Origin of the sequence: Pseudalgibacter alginicilyticus (assembly GCF_001310225.1) — a bacterium.
GTDB classification, from domain to species: Bacteria; Bacteroidota; Bacteroidia; order Flavobacteriales; family Flavobacteriaceae; genus Pseudalgibacter; species Pseudalgibacter alginicilyticus.
In genome coordinates, this window is the sequence record NZ_CP012898.1 from 3,565,621 (window position 1) to 3,589,546 (window position 23,926).

Consider the following 23,926-nt stretch of genomic DNA (forward strand, 5'->3'; position numbering starts at 1 on the left):
GTTTTTTCTTTTTAAAGATTAAAAAAGATATGCTCAAATAAATCAAGTTGTTTTTTAGAAATCTACTAATTAATTATAATCTTAAAATTAGATGTACCTTTGCCTAAAATTAAAAAAGGAGTGACCTAACAAAATAGTGTTTGCTTCACTAAACACATTATATGTCATTTCAATCTTTAGGTTTGTCCGAAGCCTTGCTAAAAGCTATTAGTAAAAAAGGATACACTACACCAAGTCCTATTCAACAAAAAGCCATTCCTCCAGTTTTAAACGGACATGATGTATTAGCCTCTGCCCAAACAGGAACTGGAAAAACAGCAGGTTTTACATTACCACTTCTACATATTCTTTCTGAAAATCCGAAAGAAAAATACAGACCCATTCGTGCTTTGATTTTAACACCAACTCGAGAGTTGGCAGCCCAAGTATATGCGAATGTTAAAGAGTACAGCGAATTTTTAAATTTGCGTAGTGCCGTTATTTTTGGTGGTGTAAACCAAAAACCACAAGCAGCAACTATCCGTCAAGGTATAGATGTTTTGGTAGCAACCCCTGGACGTTTGATAGATTTACAAAATCAAGGTTTATTATCCCTTAAGCGCGTGGAGATTTTTGTTTTAGATGAGGCAGACCGTATGTTGGATATGGGCTTTTTAAGAGATATAGAGCGTGTTATAAAGTCGATGCCAGAAAAACGTCAGAATTTAATGTTTTCAGCAACGTTTTCAAAAGATATTAAAAAGTTAGCACATGGTATATTGAACAAACCAATTCAGGTGGAGGCTACTCCAGAAAACACGACGGTGGATGCTATTACTCAAAAAGTATATCGGGTTGCCAAAAGTTTAAAAACAAACTTAATTATTAAATTAATTGCTGATGGTAATTGGAAGCAGGTTTTGGTATTTACCCGAACCAAACACGGTGCCAACAAGCTTTGTGAAAAAATGGGAAAAGCAGGAATAACCGCTGCAGCCATACATGGAAATAAAAGTCAAGGAGCAAGAACCAAAGCGTTGGCAGGATTTAAAAACGGTAGTGTACGCGTGTTAGTGGCAACAGATATTGCAGCGCGAGGTTTAGATATTCCATTATTGCCCCATGTTATTAATTTTGAAATACCCAACATCCCAGAGGATTATGTGCATAGAATTGGTAGAACAGGGAGAGCAGGAGCTAATGGTGTTGCATTATCTTTAGTAAGTGCTGATGAAACTACGTTTTTAAGAGATATTGAAAAGTTGATAGAAATAAAACTTTCTGTTGAAATTATGGAAGGTTTTGAACCAGACCCCAATGCGTCAACGGCACCAATTAAACAAGGGCAAGGCAGACAAAATAGAAACCCTCGAAATAACTCAAACTCTAAGTCTTCTGGAAATTCACATAGTAATTCCAGTAGAAATAATAAATCTAGACGTCCAAAACGCCATACGGATAGACGCAATTAACTGTATGCAGCAAGTTTTAAAAGATAAAATAATAGAAGTTTGTGATAAAAAAATCGCAGCGAAAGGAGATGCTGTTGGCGTGTCTTTTTATGCTTTTTTTAAAAATAAAAATGACAATCCACAACTTTTGATGGAAGTAGCTACATGGTGGATTGAAACACATGAATTAGATCATTTTGAGAAGGCCATTAAAATTAAAAATTTAGTCAATAATTTATAATGGAAACTCAGCTAAACAATCCTTTACACGGTATAAAACTTGAGCAAATCATAAATGATTTGGTAGTACATTATGGTTGGGAGTATATGGGGTATACTGTCAAAATAAAATGTTTTACTGATAATCCTTCAGTAAAATCCAGTCTAAAATTTTTAAGACGAACACCATGGGCTCGAACAAAGGTTGAAGCCATGTATTTGAATATGCTTAAAAATACTAAGACTAAATAATTTTAGACTTAGTATTTTTATCTTAATAAAATTTAAATAATAACGATTTAAAATTCGTGTTTATAAATTCGTAATTTAGGTATCTAAAAAAGGAATTTGTATGCGTAAAGAAATTTCCAGACGTCAATTTATTGAAAAATCAACTTTAGCATTGGGAGCAGCAATTACGGCCCCCGCATTTTCGCAACCACTTTTTGAAAAAAGTAAGTTAATGAACGATTTAGAAATTCATATATTTTCAAAGCACCTTCAGTTTTTAAATTATAACAATATGGCTGAGGCTGCTGCTGAAATAGGATTTGCTGGTGTCGATCTGTCTGTAAGAAATAAAGGACACGTGCTTCCAGAACGTGTAAAAGATGATTTGCCAAAAGCCATAGAAGCGATAAAAAAAGTTGGTTTCCAACCGAAATTAATGACTTCAGGTATTTTGTCTGCAGATGAAAAATATACCAATGATGTGTTAGAAACGGCCTCAAAAATGGGTGTTGAATATTATAGATTGGGGTATTATAAGTATTCAGAAAATAAATCGATTGCTGAAACGATATCAAATGTTAGTGAACAATTAAAAACATTAGTGATTCTTAATAAAAAACATGGTATAAAAGGTGCGTTTCAAAATCATGCAGGATTACAAGTAGGAGCTTCTATTTGGGAAATTCATGAATTACTTAAAAATATTAAATCAAGTTTTATAGGTTGTCAGTATGATATAAGACATGCGACCGTGGAAGGAGGAAAATCTTGGCAAACGGGTTTAAAGCTGATTAGACCTAAAATAAATTCATTGGTTCTTAAAGATTTTAAATGGATTATGAAACATGATAAATGGGACGTTTTGAATGTGCCAATAGGAGAAGGAATGGTTGATTTTAAAGCATATTTTAAGCTTTTAAAAGCCTATCAAATTCATGTGCCTATATCATTACATTGTGAATATGATTTAGGAGGAGCTGAGCATGGCAGCTCAACTGTTTCTATACCTCAGAAAGATGTATTCTCTGCTATGAAAAAAGATTTAAATACCATAAGAAGGCTATGGAATGAAGTTGAGTAAACGGTTTTAAACAAAACTTTTTAAGCCTTCATAAACTACAATACTTACCGCATTAGCAAGATTAAGACTTCTAACATGCTCACTATATATAGGGATTTTATAAAGCTGGTTTGTATGTTTTTCAGTTAAAGCTTTTGACAATCCAACTGATTCTTTTCCAAAAATTAAAAACATATCATCTTCAAAGGGAATGTCCCAATGGTTTTTAGTGCCATGACTGGACATAAAAGCCATGTTTTTATCTTTGTTTATTTCAAAAAAAAATTCTACGCTTTCATAATATGTTACAGAAAGATGTTGCCAATAATCCAACCCAGCACGTTTTAATCGACTGTCATCAATTTCAAAACCAAAGGGTTTCACTAAATGTAAGTGAGAACCTGAAGCTAAAGCTAAGCGGCCAATATTGCCCGTGTTATTAGGTATTTCAGGTTCAATTAAAACAATATTTAAGGGCATGAAAATTTATTTTTTTCTTAATTCAAATAAGTCTAAACGTCTGTCTTTTAAATTTCTTACACTACCAAATTGATTGAGATTTCTAAGCAAATCGATATCTACATCGGCTATTAAAATCATTTCTGAATTTTGTGTGGTTTCAGCTTTTACACCGTTGGTAGGAAATGCAAAATCACAAGGTGTGAATACCATAGATTGCGCAAACTGTATGTCCATATTTTGTACCTTGGGTAAGTTCCCAACACTGCCTGCAATAGCAACATAACATTCGTTTTCAATTGCTCTGGCTTGCGCGCAATGTCGTACACGCGAGAATCCGTTTTGAGTGTCTGTTAAAAACGGCACAAATAAAATGTCCATGCCTTCATCTGCTAATAATCTACTCAATTCGGGGAATTCAGAATCGTAACAAATTAAGATACCTATTTTGCCACAATCGGTATCAAAAGCTTGCAGTTTGTTACCGCCAACCATACCCCAAACTTTAGCTTCATCTGGTGTGACATGTAGTTTTTCGTAGCGTTCCATGCTGCCATCACGACGGCATAAATAACCAACATTATGTAGTTTTCCATCTACCATTTCTGGCATACTCCCTGTTATGATATTGATATTGTATGATATGGCTAATTTTGCAAAACGTTGCACAATTTCGGCAGTATGTTTAGCCAGTTCCCTAATAGCTTCAGGAGTGGATAAATGATTGTTTTCTGCCATTAATGGTGCGTTGAAAAACTCTGGAAATAATGCGAAATCACTTCTGTAACCAGACACCGCATCTATAAAAAATTCGGCTTGTTCCATAACATCATCCAAACTTTTATATGGGCGCATTTGCCATTGCACCAAACCTAAACGTACAATTTTTTTTATTGTAGACGCTTTTTTGTTTTTCTTTTCGTAATAAATATTATCCCACTCTAAAAGCACGGCATAATCATGAGAATTGGCATCGCCTTTAAGATAATTTTTTAAAATTCGAGCTGGATGGAAATCATTTGAAATTTGAAAATTCAGTACTGGATCATGGATTTCTTTACGCCTAACTTTATCAATATACTCTTTTGGAGTTAATGAATCTGCATATTTATGATAATTAGGAATTCGACCACCAAAGGCGAGACCTTTCAAATTTAAACGTTCGCAAAGTTCTTTTCTATAATCATAAAGTCTTCTACCTAAACGTAAGCCTCTAAATTCGGGTTTTATAAATACATCAATGCCATAAATGATATCACCCTCATTGGTATGGGTACTAAAGGTATAATTGCCAGTGATGTCTTCATAGGTATGATTGTCTTCAAATTTGTCATAGTCAACAATAATAGACAGTGCACAGCCAGCAATTTGATTGTTTATTTTTATAACAACTTGGCCTTCTGGGAATTTATTAATCAGTGTTTTAATTTGCGCTTCACCCCAAATAGAATCAGGCATAGATGTATAGGATGCAATCATAGCTTCTCTTAACTCATGATAATCAGTAAGAGTAAGATAGGCCAATTCAATATTTTCAATGTTTTCCATGAGTGTGTTGTTAATCAGAAAATTAAAATCTGAATTTTAAACGAATATAGTATTTAAAATAACACGGATTTTTTCTTTTGTAGATGTCATATCAAAATTTTAACCTCATTGGGGTTTTCCTATATCATCAATTTCATCGAATATGTTTAAGACTTTTGGATCTGGACCATATTGATTTGCACCAGAATTTCCAGGTTGCAAAGTAAAAACAAACATAATAAAACCACCAACATAAGGAATCAGTTGGAGTAAAAAATACCATCCACTTTTGCCAATGTCATGAAGCCTTCTAACCGTAACGGCCAAGGTTGGAATGATTGTTCCTAAAAAATAAAACCCAATAAAAATGGCTATATAAGCACCATTATCTGTTAAGTCAACTAATAATCCAGTCAAAATGGCTAATACAATGATAATTACAGAATGAAACAGCATAAACATCCAATATTCTTGTCGTCTTGCTCTACCCGAAAAATTAGCATAATTATCTCTTACTACTTTTAAATACCAGTTCATTATATCGTATACAGTTTTAATTTATACTAAATGTATGATTAATCTTTTTTCATTTTAACTTTAGTTCTAACAGGTTTCATGATAATTCTTAGTGTGCTATCATTATTGAAATAACTAATAGTCCAATTCATAAAAATTAACAGTTTATTTTTAACACTTAAAATAAGCATTAAATGAATAAACATCCAAGTAAACCAAGCCATTCTACCTTGAAAACTAAATTTTGGTAGATCAACAACAGCTTTGCGTTTGCCAATTGTTGCCATAGCTCCTTTATCAGTGTATTCAAACTCTTTTTTAGCGTTGCCTTTATTAATGTTTTTAAAATTTTTAGCTAATAAGCTAGCTTGTTGAAGAGCCACACTTGCTACTTGAGCATGGCCTTGTGGGTGTTTTGGTGTTTCCATATAGGCAATGTCTCCTAAAGCATATACATCATTCAAATGTGACACTTCATTAAAACGATTTACGATAAGTCTATTTCCTCTTGTAAAACATTCTTTAGGAAAACCATCAATAATATTGCCTGTTACACCTGCTGCCCAAATAACATTTTTGGAAGATATTTTTTCGCCATTATTAAGGGATACAATAGTACCATCATAATCATTAACAATGGTATTGGTTTTTACAATAACGCCTAATTCTTCAAGGTATTTTTGTGACATTTTTTGTGATCCTTTACTCATAGGGCTCAAAGTGTTGGCAGCACCTTCTAAAAGATAAATAGTAAGTTTTGAGAAATCTTTGTCAGGATAATCTTTAGGCAAAATATGGCGTTTCATTTCTGATAATGCACCAGCTAATTCCACGCCCGTTGGGCCACCACCAACAATTACAAAATTTAATAAGGTTTGTAGCTTTTCAGAATTACGTGTGTTTAAAGCGTCTTCAAAAGTTTGTAGGATTCTATTTCTTAATTGTATAGCTTCGGGAATAGTTTTCATAGGGTATGCAAAATCTCTTAGATTATTGTTCCCGAAATAATTAGTTGTACAGCCAATAGATATTACTAAATGGTCGTATTTAAAGTTACCAATGGATGTTATTAGTTTTTTGTTATCAAAATCAACCTGTGTAACTTCAGCAATTCTAATTCTTACATTTTTTGCTTTTTGAAATACTTTTCTAAGTGGAAAAGAAATACTTGCAGGTTCTAAACGTGCTGTAGCAACCTGATACATGAGCGGTTGAAACTGATGGTAGTTTTGTTTGTCTATTAAATAAACCTTATAATTTTTAACGTTTATTAAATCTTGGGCAAGCTGCAAACCGGCAAAACCAGCTCCAACTATAATAATTCTTTTTCTTTTAGGCATGGTAGGGAAAATTTATGACGCTACAAAGGTCACAAATTCTTTGATATTATTTCGTCCCTTTGTCGCTAAATGTTTTATAAATGCACTACCAATAATGGCTCCTTTAGCGTAAGTAGTCGCTTGCGTAAATGTTTTGTTGTCCGAAATACCAAATCCAATGATTTGAGGGTTTTTAAGATTCATGTCAGCAACACGCTTAAAGTAATTGGTTTGAGTATTTCCAAAACCTGATTGACTTCCTGTAACGCTGGCACTACTCACCATATAAATAAAGCCTTTTGAAATAGAATCGATAAAATTAATACGTTCTTCAGAAGTTTGTGGCGTAATTAAAAACACATTAATAAGCCCATATCTTTCAAAAGTAGCTTGATATTCATTATGATACACATCTACAGGTAAATCAGGAATAATAAGGCCATCAACACCTATTTCTTGACATTTTTTACAAAATGCTTCCACACCATATTGGAAAATAGGATTGAAATACCCCATAATAATTAAAGGGATTTTAACCGTTTTACGAATATCTTTAAGCTGTTTGAAAAGCACTTCGGTAGTCATGCCATTTTTTAAAGCATCAGTAGAACTGGCCTGTATAGTTGGACCATCAGCTAATGGATCGCTAAACGGTAATCCAATTTCAATCATATCTACACCGTTTTTTTCTAAATCCTGAATGATAGAAACGGTATCATTCAAACTTGGATAACCTGCTGTAAAATATATAGAGAGTAGCTTTTTGTTTTCTTGTAACTTGTTTTGGATCCGATTCATAATATTGTTTTTGTCAACCTAAAGTTGTTTTAGGTTCTCATTTTTTAGTGTTCAATTTGGGCGTTACCACAAGGGGAGGACTTTCATTACCCGTTCCCGATTCTCCTGTGTAGGGAGCTTAAACAGGTTGTTCAATCCCGAATGCAAGCGCAACATAATCTGATTTATATTTTGAAATAATTGATGTAATTTTCTAAATCTTTATCACCTCTTCCAGATAAGCTAACCACCACCACATCGTTTGATTTGAATGTTCGCTGTTTAAAAATAGCCAAGGCATGTGAGCTTTCAATTGCGGGTATAATACCTTCGAGTTTGCATAATTCCAAACCAGCATTCATAGCATCATCATCGGTGATAGCCATAAATTCAGCTCGACCAGTTTTGCATAAATGGGCATGCATGGGGCCTACGCCAGGATAGTCTAATCCTGCTGAAATAGAATAAGGCTCGGTAATTTGACCGTCTTTAGTTTGCATTAAAAGTGTTTTGCAACCGTGAATTATACCTTCTTTTCCTAAAACAGAAGTGGCAGCACTCTCTCCAGAATCTACACCATGACCAGCAGCTTCTACTGCAATAATACCAACTTCAGGTTCGTGTAAATAATGATAGTAGGTACCCGCTGCATTACTACCTCCACCAATACAGGCAACAACATAATTTGGATTTTCATGACCTGTCTGTTCTTTTAATTGCCATTTTATTTCTTCTGAAATAATTGATTGAAAGCGAGTAACCATATCAGGATAAGGATGTGGACCTATAGCAGAACCAATGATGTAATGCGTGTCTACAGGATTGTTAATCCAATCTCTGATGGCTTCGTTTGTGGCATCTTTTAGGGTACGGCTACCTGATAATGCAGGCATAACTTTAGCGCCTAACATTTTCATTCTGGCTACATTTGGAGCCTGACGAGCAATATCAATTTCACCCATATAAACAATACATTCTAACCCCATCAAAGCACAAACAGTTGCGGTAGCAACTCCATGCTGTCCAGCTCCCGTTTCGGCTATAATACGATGTTTGCCTAAACGTTTTGCCATTAAAATTTGACCAATAGTATTGTTGATTTTGTGTGCTCCAGTATGGTTTAAATCTTCCCGTTTTAAATAAATTTTGGTATTGTATTTTTCAGAAAGACGCTTTGCAAAATAGAGTGGAGAAGGACGGCCAACATAGTCTTTTAAAAGTTGGTCAAATTCTTTTTTAAAGTCAGGCTCAGCCATAACTTTTAAATAGTTTTGACGTAACTCTTCTACATTTGGATATAGCATTTCAGGGATATAAGCACCGCCAAATTCGCCATAATAACCTTTTTCGTTTACGTTGTAATTCATTGTTTTTATTATTTCATCATTGCGAGAAACAAAGTCATTTGGTAAAGATCATGATATTCTTTTAATCGACCTTATTTTGTAATGATGTACTGTTTAAATTCTTTTAAAAATTCTATGTTTTTTAATCCAGGCTTTGTCTCAAACTTACTGTTAACATCAATGGCATAACAATATTTTGAAGCTATACTTTGCTGAAATTTTTTTAAATTTTTAATTTGTTCAATTCCAATTCCACCACTTAAAAAGAATGGTTTTGTGGAAGGATATTTATTTAGAGTGTTCCAATTAAATGTAAGTCCATTTCCGCCTGGTAATTTTCCTTTGGTGTCGAATAAAAAATAGTCACAAACGGTTTCGTATGGTTTTAAAACATCAAAATTGAATTCGTCTTTTATGGAAAATGCTTTGATGATTTTAATAGGAAGAGGCATAGAAACGAGTTTAGTATGACGTAAATCATTACAATATTTAGGAGTTTCTTTACCATGTAATTGTACAACTTGCAAATTGTGTTTATTGATTTTATCGATTACAAAATCTATTTCTGCATTTACAAATACCCCTGTTTTTTTTATAGTTTCGGGTAATTCAGGAATAACCTTAGTATCAAAATGTCTTGCAGATTTTTCATAAAATATAAAGCCAAGATAATCAGGTTGCAAAGTGGCAACTTGTTTAATATTATCTAAATATTTCATTCCGCAGATTTTCAGTTTCATAGTTTGTTATTTGCCGTCTTTTGATACTTTTTTAATTTGAAGTATCTGACTGTTTTTAAACAACTTCATCGTTTATTATTTGTATTAATGTTAACTATTTTAATTGATTAATGAATTTTTTTGCGCTTTTACCTGCGTCATCGGTTTTCATAAAATTCTCTCCAATTAAAAAACCTTGATATCCGTACGGTTGTAATTCTTTAATAGCTTCAATGCTACTGATGCCACTTTCAGAAACTTTTACAAAATCATCAGGAATTAATGGACTTAAAAATTTACTGGTTTCTAAGCTTACATCAAAAGTTTTTAAGTTTCGGTTGTTAACGCCTAACATATCTAAACTTGGCATGATGGATTTTACTAATTCTTCTTCATTATGAACTTCTAAAAGCACATTTAAATTTAAGCTTTTTGCAAATTCTGAGTATCGTTTGATTTCTGTTTTTGACAAAATAGCGGCAATTAACAAAATAACGTCGGCACCATTAGCTTTTGCTTCTAATAATTGGTATTCGTCAATAATAAATTCCTTTCTTAATAGAGGTAAACTACAACTGGCACGTGCTGTTAATAGGTCGTCTAAAGAGCCCCCAAAATATTTTCCATCGGTTAAAACGGACATGCCACAAACACCAGCATCTTCGTAGCCTTTGGCTACATCAAACACATTGAAGTTTTGATTGATAACCGATTTTGAAGGTGAACGACGCTTGTGCTCGGCAATAATCCCTGATTTACTTTGTCTTAATTTGCGAACAAGTGAAATAGTTTCTCTTTCAAACAAAACGGATTGTTCTAATTGAACTACAGGAATGAGGCTTTTTCTTAAATCTACTTCTTTGCGCTTATCGAATACTATTTTATCTAATATATTCATTTTTGTTGATCCAATTTTTTTCTGATTCTAATCATTTTGTGTGGTGCTGAATGAATCAAGTTCGGCATGACGTTTTTTATTTACTCAATTCAATTAAGGTGTCTAAACTTTTTTTAGCTTTTCCACTTAGCAACGATTCTTTTGCCGTTTCAAAACCTAATTTGTAACTGATGTGTTTTGAGGTAGCTATTGCTAATCCTGCATTGGCACACACTACATTGTTTTGCGCTTCGGTACCATTTCCACTAATAACATCCATAAAAATTTTAGCTGCTTTTTCAACAGTGTCCCCACCATAAATATCTTTTTGCTTTATTTGTTTTATACCAAAATCTTCTGGGTATAAAATAGATTCAGATTGGTTTTGTATAATTTTTGTGCGTCCAGTTAATGATATTTCATCATAGCCATCAAGTGCGTAAACAATGGAATAATTAATATCTGTATTTTGGTACAGGTAGCCATAAAGTCTTAATAATTCTAAATTAAATACACCTAACATTTGGTTTTTGGGAAATGACGGATTTACCATAGGCCCTAACATGTTAAAGAAGGTTTTTATGCCTAAATTACGACGTATAGGGGCAACGTTTTTCATGGCTGGGTGGAATAAGGGCGCATGCAATATACAGATACCTGCTTTTTCAATTGACTTTTTTAGAAAATCCTCGTTGTTGGTGAATTTAACTCCTAAAAATTCCATAACGTTGGATGAGCCACAAGATGATGATACCCCATAATTACCATGTTTTGCCACATTAACTCCAGCACCAGCCGTTACAAAGCACGAAAGTGTTGAAATGTTAAAGGTGTCTTTACCATCACCACCAGTTCCTACAATATCAATAGCATTAAAATCTTTCAAATCTATTGGGATGCACAACTCTAAAAGGGCATCTCTAAAACCTTGTAATTCGTCTAAGGTGATACTACGCATCATAAAAACTGTAAGGAATGATGCAATTTGGTTTTGATTGTAATCGCCTTTGGAAATATTGACCAATACCTGTTTTGCCTCTTCGGCCGAAATGGTTTCGTGGTTTATAAGTCTGTTTAATAGTTGTTTCATAATTGCTACCCCTATATAGGCAGGATTTTTTTAATTTAACTTCATTTTTTTGTAAATTTTTATTGTTGCAGGAATAACAAAATTTAGCTTTCCACCCAATTTTTTAAAATTTGTTTTCCATGAGGTGTTAATACAGATTCTGGGTGGTATTGTACACCTCGAACATCGTATTCACGATGGCGTAAGGACATAACCTGCCCATTTTCATCAAAAGAAGTTGCTTCTAAGCAGTCTGGTAAGTTTGGATTTACTACCCAAGAGTGGTAGCGTCCAACTTCTATGTTTTTTTCCATGTTATTAAACAAGGATTCATCATTTACACAGATGTTTACTTTTGTAGAAACACCATGGTATACATTATCTAAATTGATTAATGATCCACCAAATACTTCGCCAATGGCTTGTTGGCCTAAACACACTCCTAAAATACTTTTGGTGGATGCGTAGCGTTCTATAATTGGTTTTAATAAGCCGGCTTCATCTGGGATGCCTGGGCCAGGCGATAAAACTACTTTATCAAAAGGTTCAACATCATCCAATGAGAGTTTGTCGTTTCGTACTACAGTAACATCACAGTTTAAATCTTCTAAATAATGTACAAGATTGTAAGTAAAACTGTCGTAATTGTCTATGACTAATATTTTTTTCATTTTAATTAATTGTTTGCGTTAGGGAATGAGCATCTGTTAGAGTTTCACTTTTTCAGAGCGCCTTGTGAAAACTCGACCTTTCTGTTAACGCTATAATTTTAAATATCTTCAGCTATTTTAATCGCTTTTGTTAGCGCACCTAACTTATTATACACTTCTTGTAATTCACTATCGGCATTTGATTTTGATACCATGCCAGCTCCTGCTTGCCAATGCAAACGGTAATTTTTACTTAAAAAAGTACGAATCATAATGGCGTGATTGAAATTACCATCAAAATCCATAAAACCAATAGCACCGCCGTAAAAAGTACGACTTGTTTTTTCGTATTGTTCAATAAGTTGCATAGCTCTGTGTTTAGGAGCTCCGCTAAGTGTGCCAGCAGGAAAAGTATCTGCAACAACCTGCATAGTTTGTGTTTTTTTGTGTTTTTGTCCTGTTACCTTACTTACCAAATGAATAACATGTGAGAAGAACTGAACTTCGCGATAATTATCTACAGTTACTTGGTTTCCATGCCTACTTAAATCATTTCTAGCAAGATCAACTAACATAACATGTTCGGCATTTTCTTTTTCGTCGGCAGCTAATTGTTTTGCTAATTCAGCATCTTTGGTATCGTCTCCAGTACGCTTAAAAGTTCCTGCTATAGGATGAATTTCAGCTTTCCCATTACTAACAATAAGCTGGGCTTCTGGAGAGCTCCCAAAAATTTTAAAACCTCCAAAATCAAAATAAAATAAGTATGGAGAAGGGTTTATACTGCGTAGGGCTCGATAAACATTAAACTCGTCGCCCTTGAATTTTTGTGAAAAACTTTTTGATAATACTAATTGAAATACATCGCCTCGGCCACAGTGCTTTTTAGCTAATTCAACATGTTCTTTAAATTCCTCATCTTTTAAGTTGGAAGCTATGTCACCATCGGTTGCAAAATTATAAGTTGCAAAATTGTTGATTTTTATAAGGTCGTGAATATCGTTTATGTTGCTTTCTGTATTGTAGCAATGAGCAAAAATATAGGCTTCATTTTTAAAATGATCAATCGCTATGATGTTTTGATAAACGGCATAGTACACATCGGGGATGTCTATAGAGTTTTTTTTCTTGGAGATTTCTATGTCTTCAAAATAACGAACAGCATCGTAAGCTAAATAGCCAAAAATACCATTGTTGATGAATTTGAAATCTTCATCAGAATTTGCTGTAAAGTACTGAGTAAATTTATGAATTTCCTCGGTTACATTTGTAGTATCTGTTATATCTTCCAAGGTCGTGCTACCATCAGGAAACGTTTGGTATATGGTTTCATTTTCTACTTTAATAGATGCAATAGGATTAAAGCATATGTAAGAGAAACTATTATCGTTAGCTCTATAATCGCTACTTTCAAGTAACAAACTGTTAGGATATTTATCCCGTATTTTTAAATAGATGCTAACAGGTGTAATAGTATCAGCTAAAATTTTTTTGTGATGGGTGTATAAATTGAATGTTTTCATTTATGCTAAATTAAAAAAAGGCTTGTCGTGAATGACAAGCCTTTTTTGATATTTTAATTTTTAAATATACTCATAGGGTTACTTCACGAATTTAGTTTCAGAAGCACCACCACCAAGTATTATTTAAAATTGTATTCATTATTATCTTATTGGGCTCAAATATAAAAATGATAATACAACTATCCAATACTTTTTACTTTTTTTTAATAAAAAAGCTATCATAAATAATACAGCTTTAGAATGAAAATTAGGTTTTAGAGGAATTAGTTAGTTTAGATTTTCCGTATGTATATGATTCTAAGTTAAAACCATTTATAAAAAATAAAGAAATAAAATCTAAGGTGTTAGCTTTAGATGATGCTGATATGAATACTTGGATTCCCAAAGTAGACCAATCGTGATCAGGATCAATACCTGCAACAATTATTTATAAAAATGATAAACGAAAGTTTTTTGAAAAGGCATTTACTTTTCAAGAATTAGAATTAGAGATAAAACAATTTTTAAAATAAAGGGTCATGAAAAGTATAAGGAAATTTTTATCATTAATCTTTTTGACTTTGTTGGTATTTGCATTTGTTTTTAAAGGAGTAGGTTATAAATTAATGCAGAAAAGAGCAGAATTGAAAGGCTTTACTTTTCCATATTTAATTGATGACAGGCAAGATATATATCCACAATTTGGAGCTACAAAAACACCTCAAATGTATGTGCTTCAAAAAACAATAAAAGGAAATGTGCTAAAATATATTGGTGCAATTGATGATAATTATAAAGATGCCAATGCAGTAAATACTAAATATGTTGAAAATGCCGTTGATGCTTTGTTACTTGGTAAAGAAGTTAATCTGCCAGAAACAAAAGCTATTGGTTGTGGTATAAAATAGAAGGTAATAATTGTAACACTTCTTCTCTTTTTTCGTCTGTAATATGAAATGAAAATATTAAATTTGATTTTTAAAAAAATTAAATATGGAAGAATTAGATCAAGAAGAATGGTTGTCGCAATTAAAAAATGATGATAATGCGGTAATTTTGGATGTAAGAACAGATGCTGAAGTTGCAGATGGTATTATACCAAACTCTATTCATATAGATTTACACAAAGGGCAAGAGTTTATTGCAGAAGTTGATGCTTTAGATAAAAGTAAAAACTACTATATATATTGCCGATCTGGAAATAGAAGTGGTCAAGCTTGCCAGATTATGGAAGAATTAGGTTTTGAAAATACCTATAATCTTTTAGGGGGTATGTTGGAATGGGAAGGAGATGTAGAATAATTTTGAAATATCCTTACATAATTTTAACGGCACTTTTTGTTTTATTTGTGTGGAGTTGCAAACAGGCAATAACAGGTGAAGTAAAAGTGATTTCACCTGAAGAAATGCATACGTTTTTACAAATAGATGATGTTCAGTTTATTGATGTTAGGACTTTGCAAGAGCATAACAAAGAATTTATTCCAAAATCGCAAAATATAGATTTTCGTTCGCCAACTTTTTTAGAAGATATAGATAAACTTGATAAAAATAAACCTGTTTTACTTTATTGTAGAACAGGTCGAAGAAGTGCTAAATGCGCTCAAGAGTTATTAGATGCAGGGTTTGTTAAAATATATGATTTAGAAGGCGGTATTTCTAAATGGAAGCATGATGGTTTTGAAGTTGATACAAAACTGTAAAAACAAAAGAAATATTAAACAACCATAATGATATTTTTATTTTGAAAATATTTCCTTTTTTAGTCTAAAATAATACTTTTATCTGCTTTTTAAGTTATTTAGCTTTTTATTTTTTTAGGGTGTTAGTTTTTATTTAATTTTATATTGAATCTATTTTCACGATAAGAATTTTTAGATTTTAATACTGATTAATTTATTTAATAGCACTTGAATTATGGAACACGGTTATATTATTTTAGGGATAATTGCCTTACTATTTATTAGTATGTATGGGTTTGCCCATTTATCAACGACTTTGGAAATAAGACGTCAAAAAAAGGCACAAAAGCTTGAGCTTGAAAAAGAAGCATTGCGACAAGAAGAAAAAATTAGAAAACAAGCTATTAGAGACCAGAAATTATTGGAATCTATAAAGCGAAGAGAAGAGATTCAGCAAGAATTGAAAAATTTGGAATTGATGAAGATGCAACGAGAGCAACAACAAGCTGGTTAAGAAAATAAGTATATAATATTAATAAAAAAAACCTGTAAATTTTAGTTTACAGGTTTTTTTATGCTATTTTAAAATAAAATTAGTCGTTTTGCATTGAGCGTCTAATTCCAAGCTCTAAGCCACGCAATTCAGCTAAACCACGTAAACGCCCTATTCCAGAATACCCTGGATTTGTTTTCTTTTTTAAGTCATCTAACATCTTGTGTCCATGATCGGGTCTAAAGGGCATGCGTAAATCTTTACGACCTGACTTTGCTCTTTTTTGTTGTTCTTCAATTAAAGCTTTCATAACACCATACATATCCACATCGCCATCTAAATGGTCTGCTTCATGAAAATTACCTTGAGCATCACGTTTTGTAGCTCTTAAATGTATGAAATGAATTCGGTCACCAAGGCGCTTAACCATTCCAATCAAATCATTATCTGCACGAACACCAAAAGATCCTGTGCAATAGGTAAGACCGTTGTTTTGACTTTTAACGGCGTTGTATATATCTTCAATATCTTGCTCAGTACTTACTACGCGAGGCAATCCTAAAATAGGGAAAGGAGGATCATCAGGGTGAATACACATTAAAATACCTGCTTTTTCTGCGGAAGGTATGATATCTGATAAAAAAGAAAAAAGATTCTCTTTTAATTCTTTCTGACCAATCTTGTTATAAGTAGCTAAAATAGTGTTAAATTCTTTAAGTGTGTAGCCTTCTTCAGCACCTGGTAAACCAGCAATAATATTTTTGATGAGTTTTTTTTGATCTTCAGCCGACGTGTTTTTTAAATAGTTTTCGGCATCTGTTTTTTGTGTATCGGTATAGTCATTTTCAGCACCTGGACGTTTTAATAAAAACAATTCAAAAGCCGCAAAAGCTGCTGCTTCAAATCGTAAAGCTGTTGATTTATCATTTACCTCATAATCTAAGTTGGTTCGTGTCCAATCCAATACTGGCATAAAATTATAACATACAATATCAATACCACATGCTCCTAAATTTAAAAGCGTTTGCTTGTAGTTTTCAATATAAGTTTTGTAATCGCCAGATTTGGTTTTTATATTCTCGTGAATAGGTACACTTTCAACTACAGACCATGTTAATCCAACGCTTTCAATAATTTCCTTACGTTTATTTATCTCTTCAATGGTCCAAACTTGACCATTAGGAATGTGATGTAGTGCAGATACTATTCCTGTAGCACCAGATTGTTTAACATCTAAAAGAGATACCGGGTCGTTTGGTCCGTACCATCTCCATGTTTGTTCTAATTTTAAGTTCATTTTTATATGTTTTAAACGCCGCTATATGCAGCAAATCCACCATCAATTGGTACTACAACTCCAGTTACAAATTTTGCTCCTTCGCCACATAGCCATAAAGTGGTTCCTATTAAGTCTTCAGGCTCTCCAAAACGCCCCATAGGCGTTTGATCAATAATTTGATTGCCACGAGCTGTTAAGCTACCGTCTGTATTTGTTAATAAAGTTCTGTTTTGGTCTGTTAAGAAAAAGCCGGGAGCTAATGCGTTAACGCGAATACCAACTTTTGAAAAATGAACTGCTAACCATTGTGTAAAATTAGAAACGGCTGCTTTTGCTCCACTATATGCAGGTATTTTTGTAAGTGGAGTAAAGGCATTCATTGAAGAAATATTTAATACACTACAATCTTCACGACCTACCATGTCCATAGCAAATACTTGAGTTGGTAATAGTGTTCCAATAAAATTTAAATTAAAAACAAATTGAATACCATTAACATCTAAATCAAAAAATGTTTTAAACCCATCATCATTATTCATTAAATCTTCTGCTACCAAAAACGGATTGCTTGTAGTTCCTAAAGGGTGATTACCTCCAGCTCCATTAACTAAAATATCACATTTACCGAAAGCATTATTAACTTCCATTTTAGCTTGGATTAGTGATTCTTTTTCCAAAACATTAGCGGCAATACCAATAGCACTTCCTCCATCTTTATTTATGCTATCTGCAACTTTATCGGCCGCATCTTTTCTTAAATCAAGCACAGCTATTTTATGCCCTTGTTTTGCTAATGCAGAAGCTAAGGTACTACAAATAACACCTCCAGCACCTGTTAATACAATTGTTTTACTCATTATTTTGTTTCTTAAATTTATTAATTATATAAAGTAAGTAGACAAATGTAATAAAAATTGTGTGCGCACACGAATAATTAAATAATATTGTTACATTGCTTGAATTAAAATGAACTTATTTAGGATTTGAGGATATAAATATGATTAGAATCAAGGATATAGCTAAAGAAGCTAAGGTTTCTGAGGGTACGGTTGATAGGGTGTTGCATAATAGAGGTGGGGTTTCTAAAAAAACAGAAGCAAAAGTTAAAAAGATACTAAAGGACAGAAATTTTAGTATAAACCCAGTTGCAAGTGCATTGGCAATGAAAAATAAATATAATATTGCTGTTTTAATGCCAGAGTATACGAAGACCGATACTTTTTGGAAAATGCCCTATTTGGGAGTTTTAAAAGCGAGTGAAGAAGTTGGAAACATGGGTATCAATACTGATATTTATAACTTTAGCCAAGGTAATTCGCTATCTTATATCCATGCTTTTAATAATTTATTGCAAACGAAACCAAATGCGGTGTTGATAGTTCCTAATTTTTTAAAGGAAACTAAACTAATTGTAAACCAGTTAGAAAAAAATAATATCCCTTACATGTTTGTTAATATAGAATTGACGGGCTTTAATAATAAAGCCTTTATTGGACAAGATTCTTATACCTCTGGCTATATTGCTGGTAAACTAATGCATTTAAGTTTGCCAGAACATTCAAAGTTTTTAATGATTCAAACACATAATAATATAAAAGATAACAATGCTATTTCTAAAAGAATTAAAGGTTTTAATGATTATTTTATAAAGAATAATATTGAAGAAGAGAGCATAACTTTAAAAATTGATGATTTAAGTAATACGAAGAATTTAACAGACATTATTAATCTATACTTAAAAGAACATGACGAAATAAAAGGCATATTTGTACCATCGAGTAGAATTTCTGTAATTGTAGATGCTCTAAAAGCTTCGCTTTTAAAAGAACTTAAATTGATTGGATTTGATAATACGCCTCAAAACATTGAATATTTGAAAAACAACTCAGTGGCATTTTTAATTTCTCAAAAACCTTTTGATCAAGGGTATGAAGCAGTGCGTCTGATGACAGATTATTTAGTTAAAAAGAAAATTCCTAATAATAAAATATACCTACCTATTGATATTTTGATGAAAGAGAATGTATCGTTTAATGAGAGAAATGACTTTGTATTAAAAAATGATGATAAATATTAACTTCTCTTTGCTCATAATTGATTTAAAGGTACAGTTTTTGTTATTTGGCTTATAGTTTTAAACCAAAATATAATGAAACACCTATTTCTTATTTTTAGTATTTTAGTTTTTGTTGCATGTGGAAATAAATCAGATAAAATAAATCGTTCCATAATCGGAATGAGATTTCAACATTTTAAACAAATAAAAGAGTTATCTACCTATACGAAAATAAGTGATACGGTTATTTCTCATAAAATAACTACTGATAATCCAACACACCGAATATTACATTTAAGCAATCAAGTAAATAATGCAATTATTTTTAATAGCATCTCATTAGATAGCGTTGAAAATAAAATTTATGAAATTTTAGATACTTTATTTATTTCACATTCAAATAAATTAGAGTTTGTAACAATAGGGTACTGCTCCATTAATAATGGTAATGATGAAAATATAATAGCGTTGGTTGAAAAAACGGATAGTTTGAAAATTCAAAAAATAAAGAAAATTTGGAGAGCAAATATAAATTCTCAGAAAATAGAAACAATAAATGGTTTTAGCAATATAGAGTGTTTTAATGAGTTTTTCGAAGAAAAGTACTCTTTATAAGAGGAAGGGTAATTGGTTTTAAAAGAATAATTAACAAAAATTCACTTTTTTTTATTAAAAACTAATTATTATGATGCTGCAGATATAAATGAAATATTATTTAAATTATTGTTTAGTGTTTTTTTGTTATTTATGCTATATTTTACGACTATTAGTTTTTTCTTATGGAAATAAGAAATAATTATTTATTGATAATAACTTTTGATACACTGATTGCTAAATTTTTATTAATAAAGTTTACTTTTACAGTCATTTAAATATGTAAAGGTTATGTCTGAAACAATAGAAAGATTAAAGTGCTTAATAATTGGCTCTGGACCTGCAGGTTACACAGCGGCTATTTATGCTGCGAGAGCAAATATGCGTCCCGTTTTATACCAAGGGGCTCAACCAGGTGGGCAGTTAACAACAACCAACGAAGTTGAAAATTTCCCAGGATATCCAGAAGGTATTACAGGGCCAGAAATGATGATGGAATTACAAAAGCAAGCCGAACGTTTTGACACGGATGTGCGTGATGGTTGGATAACTAAAGTGGATTTTTCAGGAGATGTGCATAAGGTATGGGTTAATGAAACTAAAGAAATTCATTGTGATACTGTAATTATTTCTACAGGTGCATCAGCTAAATATTTAGGCTTGGATTCTGAGCAAAAATATTTAAAATTGGGCGGAGGCGTTTCTGCTTGTGCTGTGTGCGATGGATTTTTTTATAGAAATCAAGAAGTTGTTATTGTTGGAGCGGGAGATTCGGCGTGTGAAGAAGCTCATTACTTATCTAAACTTTGTAAAAAAGTAACTATGCTGGTTAGACGTGACGAGTTTAGAGCCTCTAAAATTATGGCCGCAAGAGTTAAGAATACTGAAAATATAGAAATATTATTTAATACTGAAACTGATGAGGTTTTAGGGGATGGTCAAGTTGTTACAGGGGTTCGTGTTGTTAATAATCAAACCAATGAAAAGCATGAAATTCCTGCTACAGGATTTTTTGTAGCCATTGGACATAAACCTAATACAGATATATTTAAAGGTTTTTTAGATTTAGATGAAACAGGTTATATTATTAATGTTCCTGGCTCATCAAAAACAAATGTAGAAGGTGTTTTTGTTTCAGGTGATGCAGCAGATCATGTTTACCGACAAGCAATAACAGCGGCAGGAACAGGTTGTATGGCAGCATTAGATGCAGAGCGTTATTTAGCTGCTAAAGATTCTACATTTGAGGTGTCCACGTCTAATTATAATTAATCAGTAATTTATAAATAAAAAGCCGAAGTGTATGCTTCGGTTTTTTTTATGATAAAATCTGAGATTTTAATTTTTAAATTTTATTAAAAAGTGTTTTCTTTGAATGCTTAATAAAATCGGGATGTGGCGCAGTCCGGTAGCGTACACGGCTGGGGGTCGTGTGGTCGCAGGTTCAAATCCTGTCATCCCGACAAAATATAGAATTTAAGCATCTTTTTTAAGATGCTTTTTTTATGCTATACTCTATATATGCATTGGTTTTCAATACTTTAAATAATTTATACTCCTTTCTTTAAATTCACCTTTTTTAATATAAAAAGGCACACAATTAGGTTACCCATTTATTAATGTTTAAATTTTTAAAAATCATGAAATTATCAATATTATTCCTTTTAAGAAGGAACAAGATTAATTCTAAATGTCTTTGTCCTATTGGATGTAGAATAACATTGAAAAAGCAAATAAAACCCTTTTCAATAGGTTTATTTGTAAACCCTGATTAATTGGGATCCAACAAAGCAAAAGGTATTACTAAATACTAAGGAAAACGAATTTATTAATACACAATTGAGCCTTATTAGTCAAAAGATTAATAAGGCTTTTTTATTGCTTCAAGTTCAGGAAGAACAATTTGATGTAAATGACATTTACTTAATCTACAAAGGTGAAAAGATTAAGAAAGATATGGCATTTTTAGAGGTTATGGAATTGCACAATAACAGAATGGAAAAGTTAGTAGGTATAGAGTACGCAACAAGATATTATCAAAAATGGAGAGGTATGCATACTTTAATTAAAGGCTTTATAAAAAAGACCTATAAACGTAATGTTGTTTTTATTAAGTAAGCTAGCTCTTAAGTTTTTGATAGTTAATGTAATAGTAATACAGGCTTTACGATTATATAAAACTTAATTAATTAATTTGAAGGTAACTAACGCCATAAAGATATGCCTATTAAAATCATCCCTATTAAGGATATTAAAAATTGTATAGCCAAATTAAAAAAGGGTGATGAGCGTGCTTTTCAAATTATTTATAATGAGTATGGTTCACAATTATTAGGATTTACACGTCGGCATGTTAAATCTACAGAATTGGCAGAAGAAATTGTGCATGATGTATTTGTGAAACTGTGGGAGCATAGAGAGTATATTAAAGATGAATCAACAGTAAAGGCATATATCTTTACAATTTGTAAAAACCATATTTTAAATACTCTCAGAAAGGTGTCTTTAGATTTTTCTAGAAATGTCGATAATAATATCATAGAAGAAACAAACCCCGAAAAGCAAATGATGGCAAAAGAGCTGCATGATCTTATTGCAAATGCTGTTTCTGCACTTCCTAAACAACGGCAAATTGTATTTCAACTTAGCCGAAACGAAGAGAAAAGCTACGAAGAGATATCTCTTGCCCTAGGTATTGGAAAAGGAACGGTACAAGATCACTTAGTGAAAGCAAAACGTTCCATTAAGGAATATTTAATTGCAAATGGAGAACTTACAGTCTGACATTTGAGTTTGTAAATCTCTTAATTAAGAAGATAAATAGCGTGACATTTTTTTGTTAATAATAGCTTGCTTATTAGTCTTGTAAACAAATTTTAAAAAAGGTAATTTATTCTGAATCGGGTAGGGCGAGTAAATCACTGATTATTCTAAAAATATCTGTATTGTCAAGAATACCCATGAAGCGATTTGCTCCTGGACCGAATGCAAACAGTGGAACTGGTTGTCCCGTATGTTCATCTGTAGAATAATTCAGCCGAAGCACACCTGTGGTATCTCCAACTTCAATATTGGTTAAGCCTCCCGTTTCATGGTCGGCCGTTACTATAACCAAGGTTTCGTTATTGCTAAGTGCAAAATTTAGTGCAGCCTGCACAGCCTCATCTAAGTGACGCACATGCCATGTTACAAAATCAGGTCTATTGTCATGACCCCACGAGTCTATCCAATCTTCCTCAACCATGAGGAAAAATCCCTTAGGATTCTTTGTCAGATGATTCATAGCTTTTTTAGTTACATCGCTCAATGTGGGTGCTAATGGATTTATAACAACCTTGCCGCTTTCAATCGATTCATCTTCCATTACCAATGGCGATAGTAATGCCAGAATTTTATCATCAGTGCTTTCGTTTAATTGGTTTTTGTTTTCAAGAATATGGAATCCCAAGCTTTCTGCGAATGCTCTGTTCACAGCTTTACCATCGGAAGTGGTACCCCAGAAATCTTCACTATCTCCAAAAAGAAAATCAAAATTGGTTTGCAACATTTGATAAGAAATATCCCCTTTCATATCCCGTGATGCCACATGGCTAGCAAATGCTCCTGGTGTAGCTCCTGAAAGTTTTCCATAAGTAATTAGTCCAGTAGACATAGCAACCCGCTTACATTTCTCAATCAAGTTTTCAGTAGGGAGGGTGTCTGCGGTAACGCCTAGCATGCCATTTCGGGTTTTCTTTCCCGTGGCCATTGCCGTAGCACCTGCGGCAGAATCTGTGATGTTGTCGTTTAGTGCCGCATGGGTATTTATTAGTGCAGAAAAAGGCATACTTTCCATAAAAAGTTTTCCATCTACACCGTAAAACCGTTGGCGTGTAACCATAATTTGATTGATTCCCATACCATCGCCAATCAGCAAGATAACATTTTTAGGCCGCTGGTCTGCAGCAAAAACTTTCGAATAATCTTGCGGATTGGCTTCACTATCTTCTAAGCCGATATTCATGTCGTAGTATGTTTGCAAAGTAGAATTTGCGGCACTTTCCACTTTTTTTTGATGTTGCCCACAGGCACTCAAAAAGATGACCATCGGAAGAAGATATAATTTCATGGTAAAGGTGTTT

Annotated in this window: 26 protein-coding genes, 1 tRNA gene and 1 pseudogene; 14 read left to right on the plus strand and 14 right to left on the minus strand. The window is 32.7% G+C overall.

The features are described from left to right. Positions 1–161 precede the first annotated feature (161 nt). The 4 genes from APS56_RS14890 (at position 162) to APS56_RS14905 (ending at position 2,961) form a co-directional block, all read left to right on the plus strand. Entirely contained in the window at positions 162–1,451 is a 1,290-nt protein-coding gene (locus APS56_RS14890; RefSeq protein ID WP_054730111.1) for a DEAD/DEAH box helicase, read from the plus strand. Positions 1,452–1,455: 4 nt separating this feature from the next. Continuing rightward, positions 1,456–1,671: a DUF6500 family protein gene (locus APS56_RS14895; RefSeq protein ID WP_054730114.1), complete on the plus strand. Its 216-nt coding sequence runs from the start codon at positions 1,456–1,458 to the stop codon at positions 1,669–1,671. Next, positions 1,671–1,901 (plus strand): VF530 family protein, encoded by a 231-nt coding sequence (locus APS56_RS14900; RefSeq protein WP_054730120.1) that lies wholly within the window; start codon positions 1,671–1,673, stop codon positions 1,899–1,901. The genes APS56_RS14895 and APS56_RS14900 overlap by 1 nt, the downstream gene beginning before the upstream one ends. 100 nt (positions 1,902–2,001) lie before the next feature. Beyond that, a complete protein-coding gene (locus APS56_RS14905; RefSeq protein ID WP_054730122.1) occupies positions 2,002–2,961 on the plus strand; it encodes a sugar phosphate isomerase/epimerase family protein in 960 nt (319 codons plus the stop codon). A gap of 6 nt (positions 2,962–2,967) precedes the next feature. On the opposite strand, the gene APS56_RS14910 is transcribed toward APS56_RS14905, so the two are convergent. From APS56_RS14910 to APS56_RS14960, 11 genes are all read right to left on the minus strand, one after another. Next, entirely contained in the window at positions 2,968–3,420 is a 453-nt protein-coding gene (locus tag APS56_RS14910) for a tRNA (cytidine(34)-2'-O)-methyltransferase (protein WP_054730125.1), read from the minus strand. Between the two features lie 6 nt (positions 3,421–3,426). Further along, on the minus strand, positions 3,427–4,947 hold the full coding sequence (locus tag APS56_RS14915; protein WP_054730128.1) for a carbon-nitrogen hydrolase family protein: 1,521 nt from the start codon (positions 4,945–4,947) through the stop codon (positions 3,427–3,429). Between the two features lie 105 nt (positions 4,948–5,052). Then, entirely contained in the window at positions 5,053–5,463 is a 411-nt protein-coding gene (locus APS56_RS14920; protein ID WP_054730134.1) for a DUF805 domain-containing protein, read from the minus strand. Positions 5,464–5,501: 38 nt separating this feature from the next. Then, positions 5,502–6,782, minus strand: a complete 1,281-nt coding sequence (locus tag APS56_RS14925) for an NAD(P)/FAD-dependent oxidoreductase (protein ID WP_054730136.1) — start codon at positions 6,780–6,782, stop codon at positions 5,502–5,504. 12 nt (positions 6,783–6,794) lie between these two features. Next, positions 6,795–7,559, minus strand: coding sequence for a tryptophan synthase subunit alpha (gene trpA / locus APS56_RS14930; RefSeq protein ID WP_054730137.1), 765 nt, complete (start codon positions 7,557–7,559; stop codon positions 6,795–6,797). A 164-nt stretch (positions 7,560–7,723) separates the two neighbouring features. Beyond that, positions 7,724–8,905 carry a tryptophan synthase subunit beta gene (gene trpB / locus APS56_RS14935; protein WP_054730139.1) on the minus strand — a complete coding sequence of 394 codons (1,182 nt, stop codon included), beginning with the start codon at positions 8,903–8,905 and terminating at the stop codon, positions 7,724–7,726. Between the two features lie 71 nt (positions 8,906–8,976). Next, complete coding sequence (locus tag APS56_RS14940; RefSeq protein WP_054730140.1) at positions 8,977–9,624, minus strand: phosphoribosylanthranilate isomerase; 648 nt, start codon at positions 9,622–9,624, stop codon at positions 8,977–8,979. A gap of 94 nt (positions 9,625–9,718) precedes the next feature. Beyond that, positions 9,719–10,501, minus strand: a complete 783-nt coding sequence (gene trpC / locus APS56_RS14945) for an indole-3-glycerol phosphate synthase TrpC (RefSeq protein ID WP_054730142.1) — start codon at positions 10,499–10,501, stop codon at positions 9,719–9,721. A gap of 76 nt (positions 10,502–10,577) precedes the next feature. Then, positions 10,578–11,570: an anthranilate phosphoribosyltransferase gene (gene trpD / locus APS56_RS14950; protein ID WP_054730145.1), complete on the minus strand. Its 993-nt coding sequence runs from the start codon at positions 11,568–11,570 to the stop codon at positions 10,578–10,580. Positions 11,571–11,653: 83 nt separating this feature from the next. Beyond that, entirely contained in the window at positions 11,654–12,220 is a 567-nt protein-coding gene (locus tag APS56_RS14955; RefSeq protein ID WP_054730148.1) for an anthranilate synthase component II, read from the minus strand. Positions 12,221–12,318: 98 nt separating this feature from the next. After that, positions 12,319–13,722 (minus strand): anthranilate synthase component I family protein, encoded by a 1,404-nt coding sequence (locus APS56_RS14960; protein ID WP_054730150.1) that lies wholly within the window; start codon positions 13,720–13,722, stop codon positions 12,319–12,321. 605 nt (positions 13,723–14,327) lie between these two features. On the opposite strand from APS56_RS14960, the pseudogene APS56_RS14965 reads away from it, so the two are divergent. The 4 genes and pseudogenes from APS56_RS14965 to APS56_RS14980 form a co-directional block, all read left to right on the plus strand. Next, positions 14,328–14,609, plus strand: a pseudogene (locus APS56_RS14965) (thioredoxin domain-containing protein); the annotation flags it as partial. An 85-nt stretch (positions 14,610–14,694) separates the two neighbouring features. Then, entirely contained in the window at positions 14,695–15,003 is a 309-nt protein-coding gene (locus APS56_RS14970; RefSeq protein ID WP_054730152.1) for a rhodanese-like domain-containing protein, read from the plus strand. A 2-nt stretch (positions 15,004–15,005) separates the two neighbouring features. Next, positions 15,006–15,404 (plus strand): rhodanese-like domain-containing protein, encoded by a 399-nt coding sequence (locus tag APS56_RS14975; protein ID WP_054730161.1) that lies wholly within the window; start codon positions 15,006–15,008, stop codon positions 15,402–15,404. Positions 15,405–15,618: 214 nt separating this feature from the next. Beyond that, the gene (locus APS56_RS14980; protein WP_054730163.1) at positions 15,619–15,897 is read left to right on the plus strand and encodes a hypothetical protein; all 279 of its coding nucleotides are present in this window, start codon (positions 15,619–15,621) and stop codon (positions 15,895–15,897) included. A 79-nt stretch (positions 15,898–15,976) separates the two neighbouring features. Here APS56_RS14980 and uxuA read toward each other — a convergent pair whose 3' ends face one another. After that, positions 15,977–17,173, minus strand: a complete 1,197-nt coding sequence (uxuA, locus tag APS56_RS14985; protein ID WP_054730175.1) for a mannonate dehydratase — start codon at positions 17,171–17,173, stop codon at positions 15,977–15,979. Positions 17,174–17,184: 11 nt separating this feature from the next. After that, complete coding sequence (locus APS56_RS14990) at positions 17,185–18,012, minus strand: SDR family oxidoreductase (RefSeq protein ID WP_054730177.1); 828 nt, start codon at positions 18,010–18,012, stop codon at positions 17,185–17,187. Between the two features lie 140 nt (positions 18,013–18,152). Here APS56_RS14990 and APS56_RS14995 point away from each other — a divergent pair, with 140 nt between their 5' ends. The 6 genes from APS56_RS14995 (at position 18,153) to APS56_RS15020 (ending at position 22,589) form a co-directional block, all read left to right on the plus strand. After that, a complete protein-coding gene (locus APS56_RS14995; protein WP_054730186.1) occupies positions 18,153–19,232 on the plus strand; it encodes a substrate-binding domain-containing protein in 1,080 nt (359 codons plus the stop codon). Between the two features lie 72 nt (positions 19,233–19,304). Further along, positions 19,305–19,826, plus strand: coding sequence for a hypothetical protein (locus tag APS56_RS15000; protein WP_054730189.1), 522 nt, complete (start codon positions 19,305–19,307; stop codon positions 19,824–19,826). Positions 19,827–20,096: 270 nt separating this feature from the next. After that, positions 20,097–21,077: a thioredoxin-disulfide reductase gene (trxB, locus tag APS56_RS15005; protein WP_054730192.1), complete on the plus strand. Its 981-nt coding sequence runs from the start codon at positions 20,097–20,099 to the stop codon at positions 21,075–21,077. A gap of 117 nt (positions 21,078–21,194) precedes the next feature. Further along, a tRNA-Pro gene (locus APS56_RS15010) sits at positions 21,195–21,268 on the plus strand. Positions 21,269–21,683: 415 nt separating this feature from the next. Then, on the plus strand, positions 21,684–21,923 hold the full coding sequence (locus APS56_RS17195; protein ID WP_236778432.1) for a hypothetical protein: 240 nt from the start codon (positions 21,684–21,686) through the stop codon (positions 21,921–21,923). Positions 21,924–22,025: 102 nt separating this feature from the next. Beyond that, positions 22,026–22,589, plus strand: coding sequence for an RNA polymerase sigma factor (locus tag APS56_RS15020; RefSeq protein ID WP_054730195.1), 564 nt, complete (start codon positions 22,026–22,028; stop codon positions 22,587–22,589). A gap of 106 nt (positions 22,590–22,695) precedes the next feature. Here the strand turns inward: APS56_RS15020 and APS56_RS15025 are convergent, their stop codons facing one another. Beyond that, a complete protein-coding gene (locus APS56_RS15025) occupies positions 22,696–23,913 on the minus strand; it encodes an alkaline phosphatase (RefSeq protein WP_082379370.1) in 1,218 nt (405 codons plus the stop codon). Between the last annotated feature and the right edge of the window lie 13 nt (positions 23,914–23,926).

What these genes read in the sequence shown, in the direction of transcription:
- trpA (WP_054730137.1), bottom strand. Translation starts at nt 7,559, where the DNA reads ATGAATCGGATCCAAAACAAGTTACAAGAAAACAAAAAGCTACTCTCT.
- APS56_RS14995 (WP_054730186.1), top strand. Translation starts at nt 18,153, where the DNA reads ATGATTAGAATCAAGGATATAGCTAAAGAAGCTAAGGTTTCTGAGGGT.
- APS56_RS14905 (WP_054730122.1), top strand. Translation starts at nt 2,002, where the DNA reads ATGCGTAAAGAAATTTCCAGACGTCAATTTATTGAAAAATCAACTTTA.
- APS56_RS14940 (WP_054730140.1), bottom strand. Translation starts at nt 9,624, where the DNA reads ATGAAACTGAAAATCTGCGGAATGAAATATTTAGATAATATTAAACAA.
- APS56_RS14890 (WP_054730111.1), top strand. Translation starts at nt 162, where the DNA reads ATGTCATTTCAATCTTTAGGTTTGTCCGAAGCCTTGCTAAAAGCTATT.
- APS56_RS14980 (WP_054730163.1), top strand. Translation starts at nt 15,619, where the DNA reads ATGGAACACGGTTATATTATTTTAGGGATAATTGCCTTACTATTTATT.
- trpC (WP_054730142.1), bottom strand. Translation starts at nt 10,501, where the DNA reads ATGAATATATTAGATAAAATAGTATTCGATAAGCGCAAAGAAGTAGAT.
- APS56_RS14960 (WP_054730150.1), bottom strand. Translation starts at nt 13,722, where the DNA reads ATGAAAACATTCAATTTATACACCCATCACAAAAAAATTTTAGCTGAT.
- APS56_RS15020 (WP_054730195.1), top strand. Translation starts at nt 22,026, where the DNA reads ATGCCTATTAAAATCATCCCTATTAAGGATATTAAAAATTGTATAGCC.
- APS56_RS14910 (WP_054730125.1), bottom strand. Translation starts at nt 3,420, where the DNA reads ATGCCCTTAAATATTGTTTTAATTGAACCTGAAATACCTAATAACACG.
- APS56_RS14925 (WP_054730136.1), bottom strand. Translation starts at nt 6,782, where the DNA reads ATGCCTAAAAGAAAAAGAATTATTATAGTTGGAGCTGGTTTTGCCGGT.
- uxuA (WP_054730175.1), bottom strand. Translation starts at nt 17,173, where the DNA reads ATGAACTTAAAATTAGAACAAACATGGAGATGGTACGGACCAAACGAC.
- APS56_RS14915 (WP_054730128.1), bottom strand. Translation starts at nt 4,947, where the DNA reads ATGGAAAACATTGAAAATATTGAATTGGCCTATCTTACTCTTACTGAT.
- APS56_RS14990 (WP_054730177.1), bottom strand. Translation starts at nt 18,012, where the DNA reads ATGAGTAAAACAATTGTATTAACAGGTGCTGGAGGTGTTATTTGTAGT.
- APS56_RS14970 (WP_054730152.1), top strand. Translation starts at nt 14,695, where the DNA reads ATGGAAGAATTAGATCAAGAAGAATGGTTGTCGCAATTAAAAAATGAT.
- APS56_RS14920 (WP_054730134.1), bottom strand. Translation starts at nt 5,463, where the DNA reads ATGAACTGGTATTTAAAAGTAGTAAGAGATAATTATGCTAATTTTTCG.
- APS56_RS14955 (WP_054730148.1), bottom strand. Translation starts at nt 12,220, where the DNA reads ATGAAAAAAATATTAGTCATAGACAATTACGACAGTTTTACTTACAAT.
- APS56_RS14900 (WP_054730120.1), top strand. Translation starts at nt 1,671, where the DNA reads ATGGAAACTCAGCTAAACAATCCTTTACACGGTATAAAACTTGAGCAA.
- trxB (WP_054730192.1), top strand. Translation starts at nt 20,097, where the DNA reads ATGTCTGAAACAATAGAAAGATTAAAGTGCTTAATAATTGGCTCTGGA.
- trpD (WP_054730145.1), bottom strand. Translation starts at nt 11,570, where the DNA reads ATGAAACAACTATTAAACAGACTTATAAACCACGAAACCATTTCGGCC.
- trpB (WP_054730139.1), bottom strand. Translation starts at nt 8,905, where the DNA reads ATGAATTACAACGTAAACGAAAAAGGTTATTATGGCGAATTTGGCGGT.
- APS56_RS15025 (WP_082379370.1), bottom strand. Translation starts at nt 23,913, where the DNA reads ATGAAATTATATCTTCTTCCGATGGTCATCTTTTTGAGTGCCTGTGGG.
- APS56_RS15000 (WP_054730189.1), top strand. Translation starts at nt 19,305, where the DNA reads ATGAAACACCTATTTCTTATTTTTAGTATTTTAGTTTTTGTTGCATGT.
- APS56_RS14895 (WP_054730114.1), top strand. Translation starts at nt 1,456, where the DNA reads ATGCAGCAAGTTTTAAAAGATAAAATAATAGAAGTTTGTGATAAAAAA.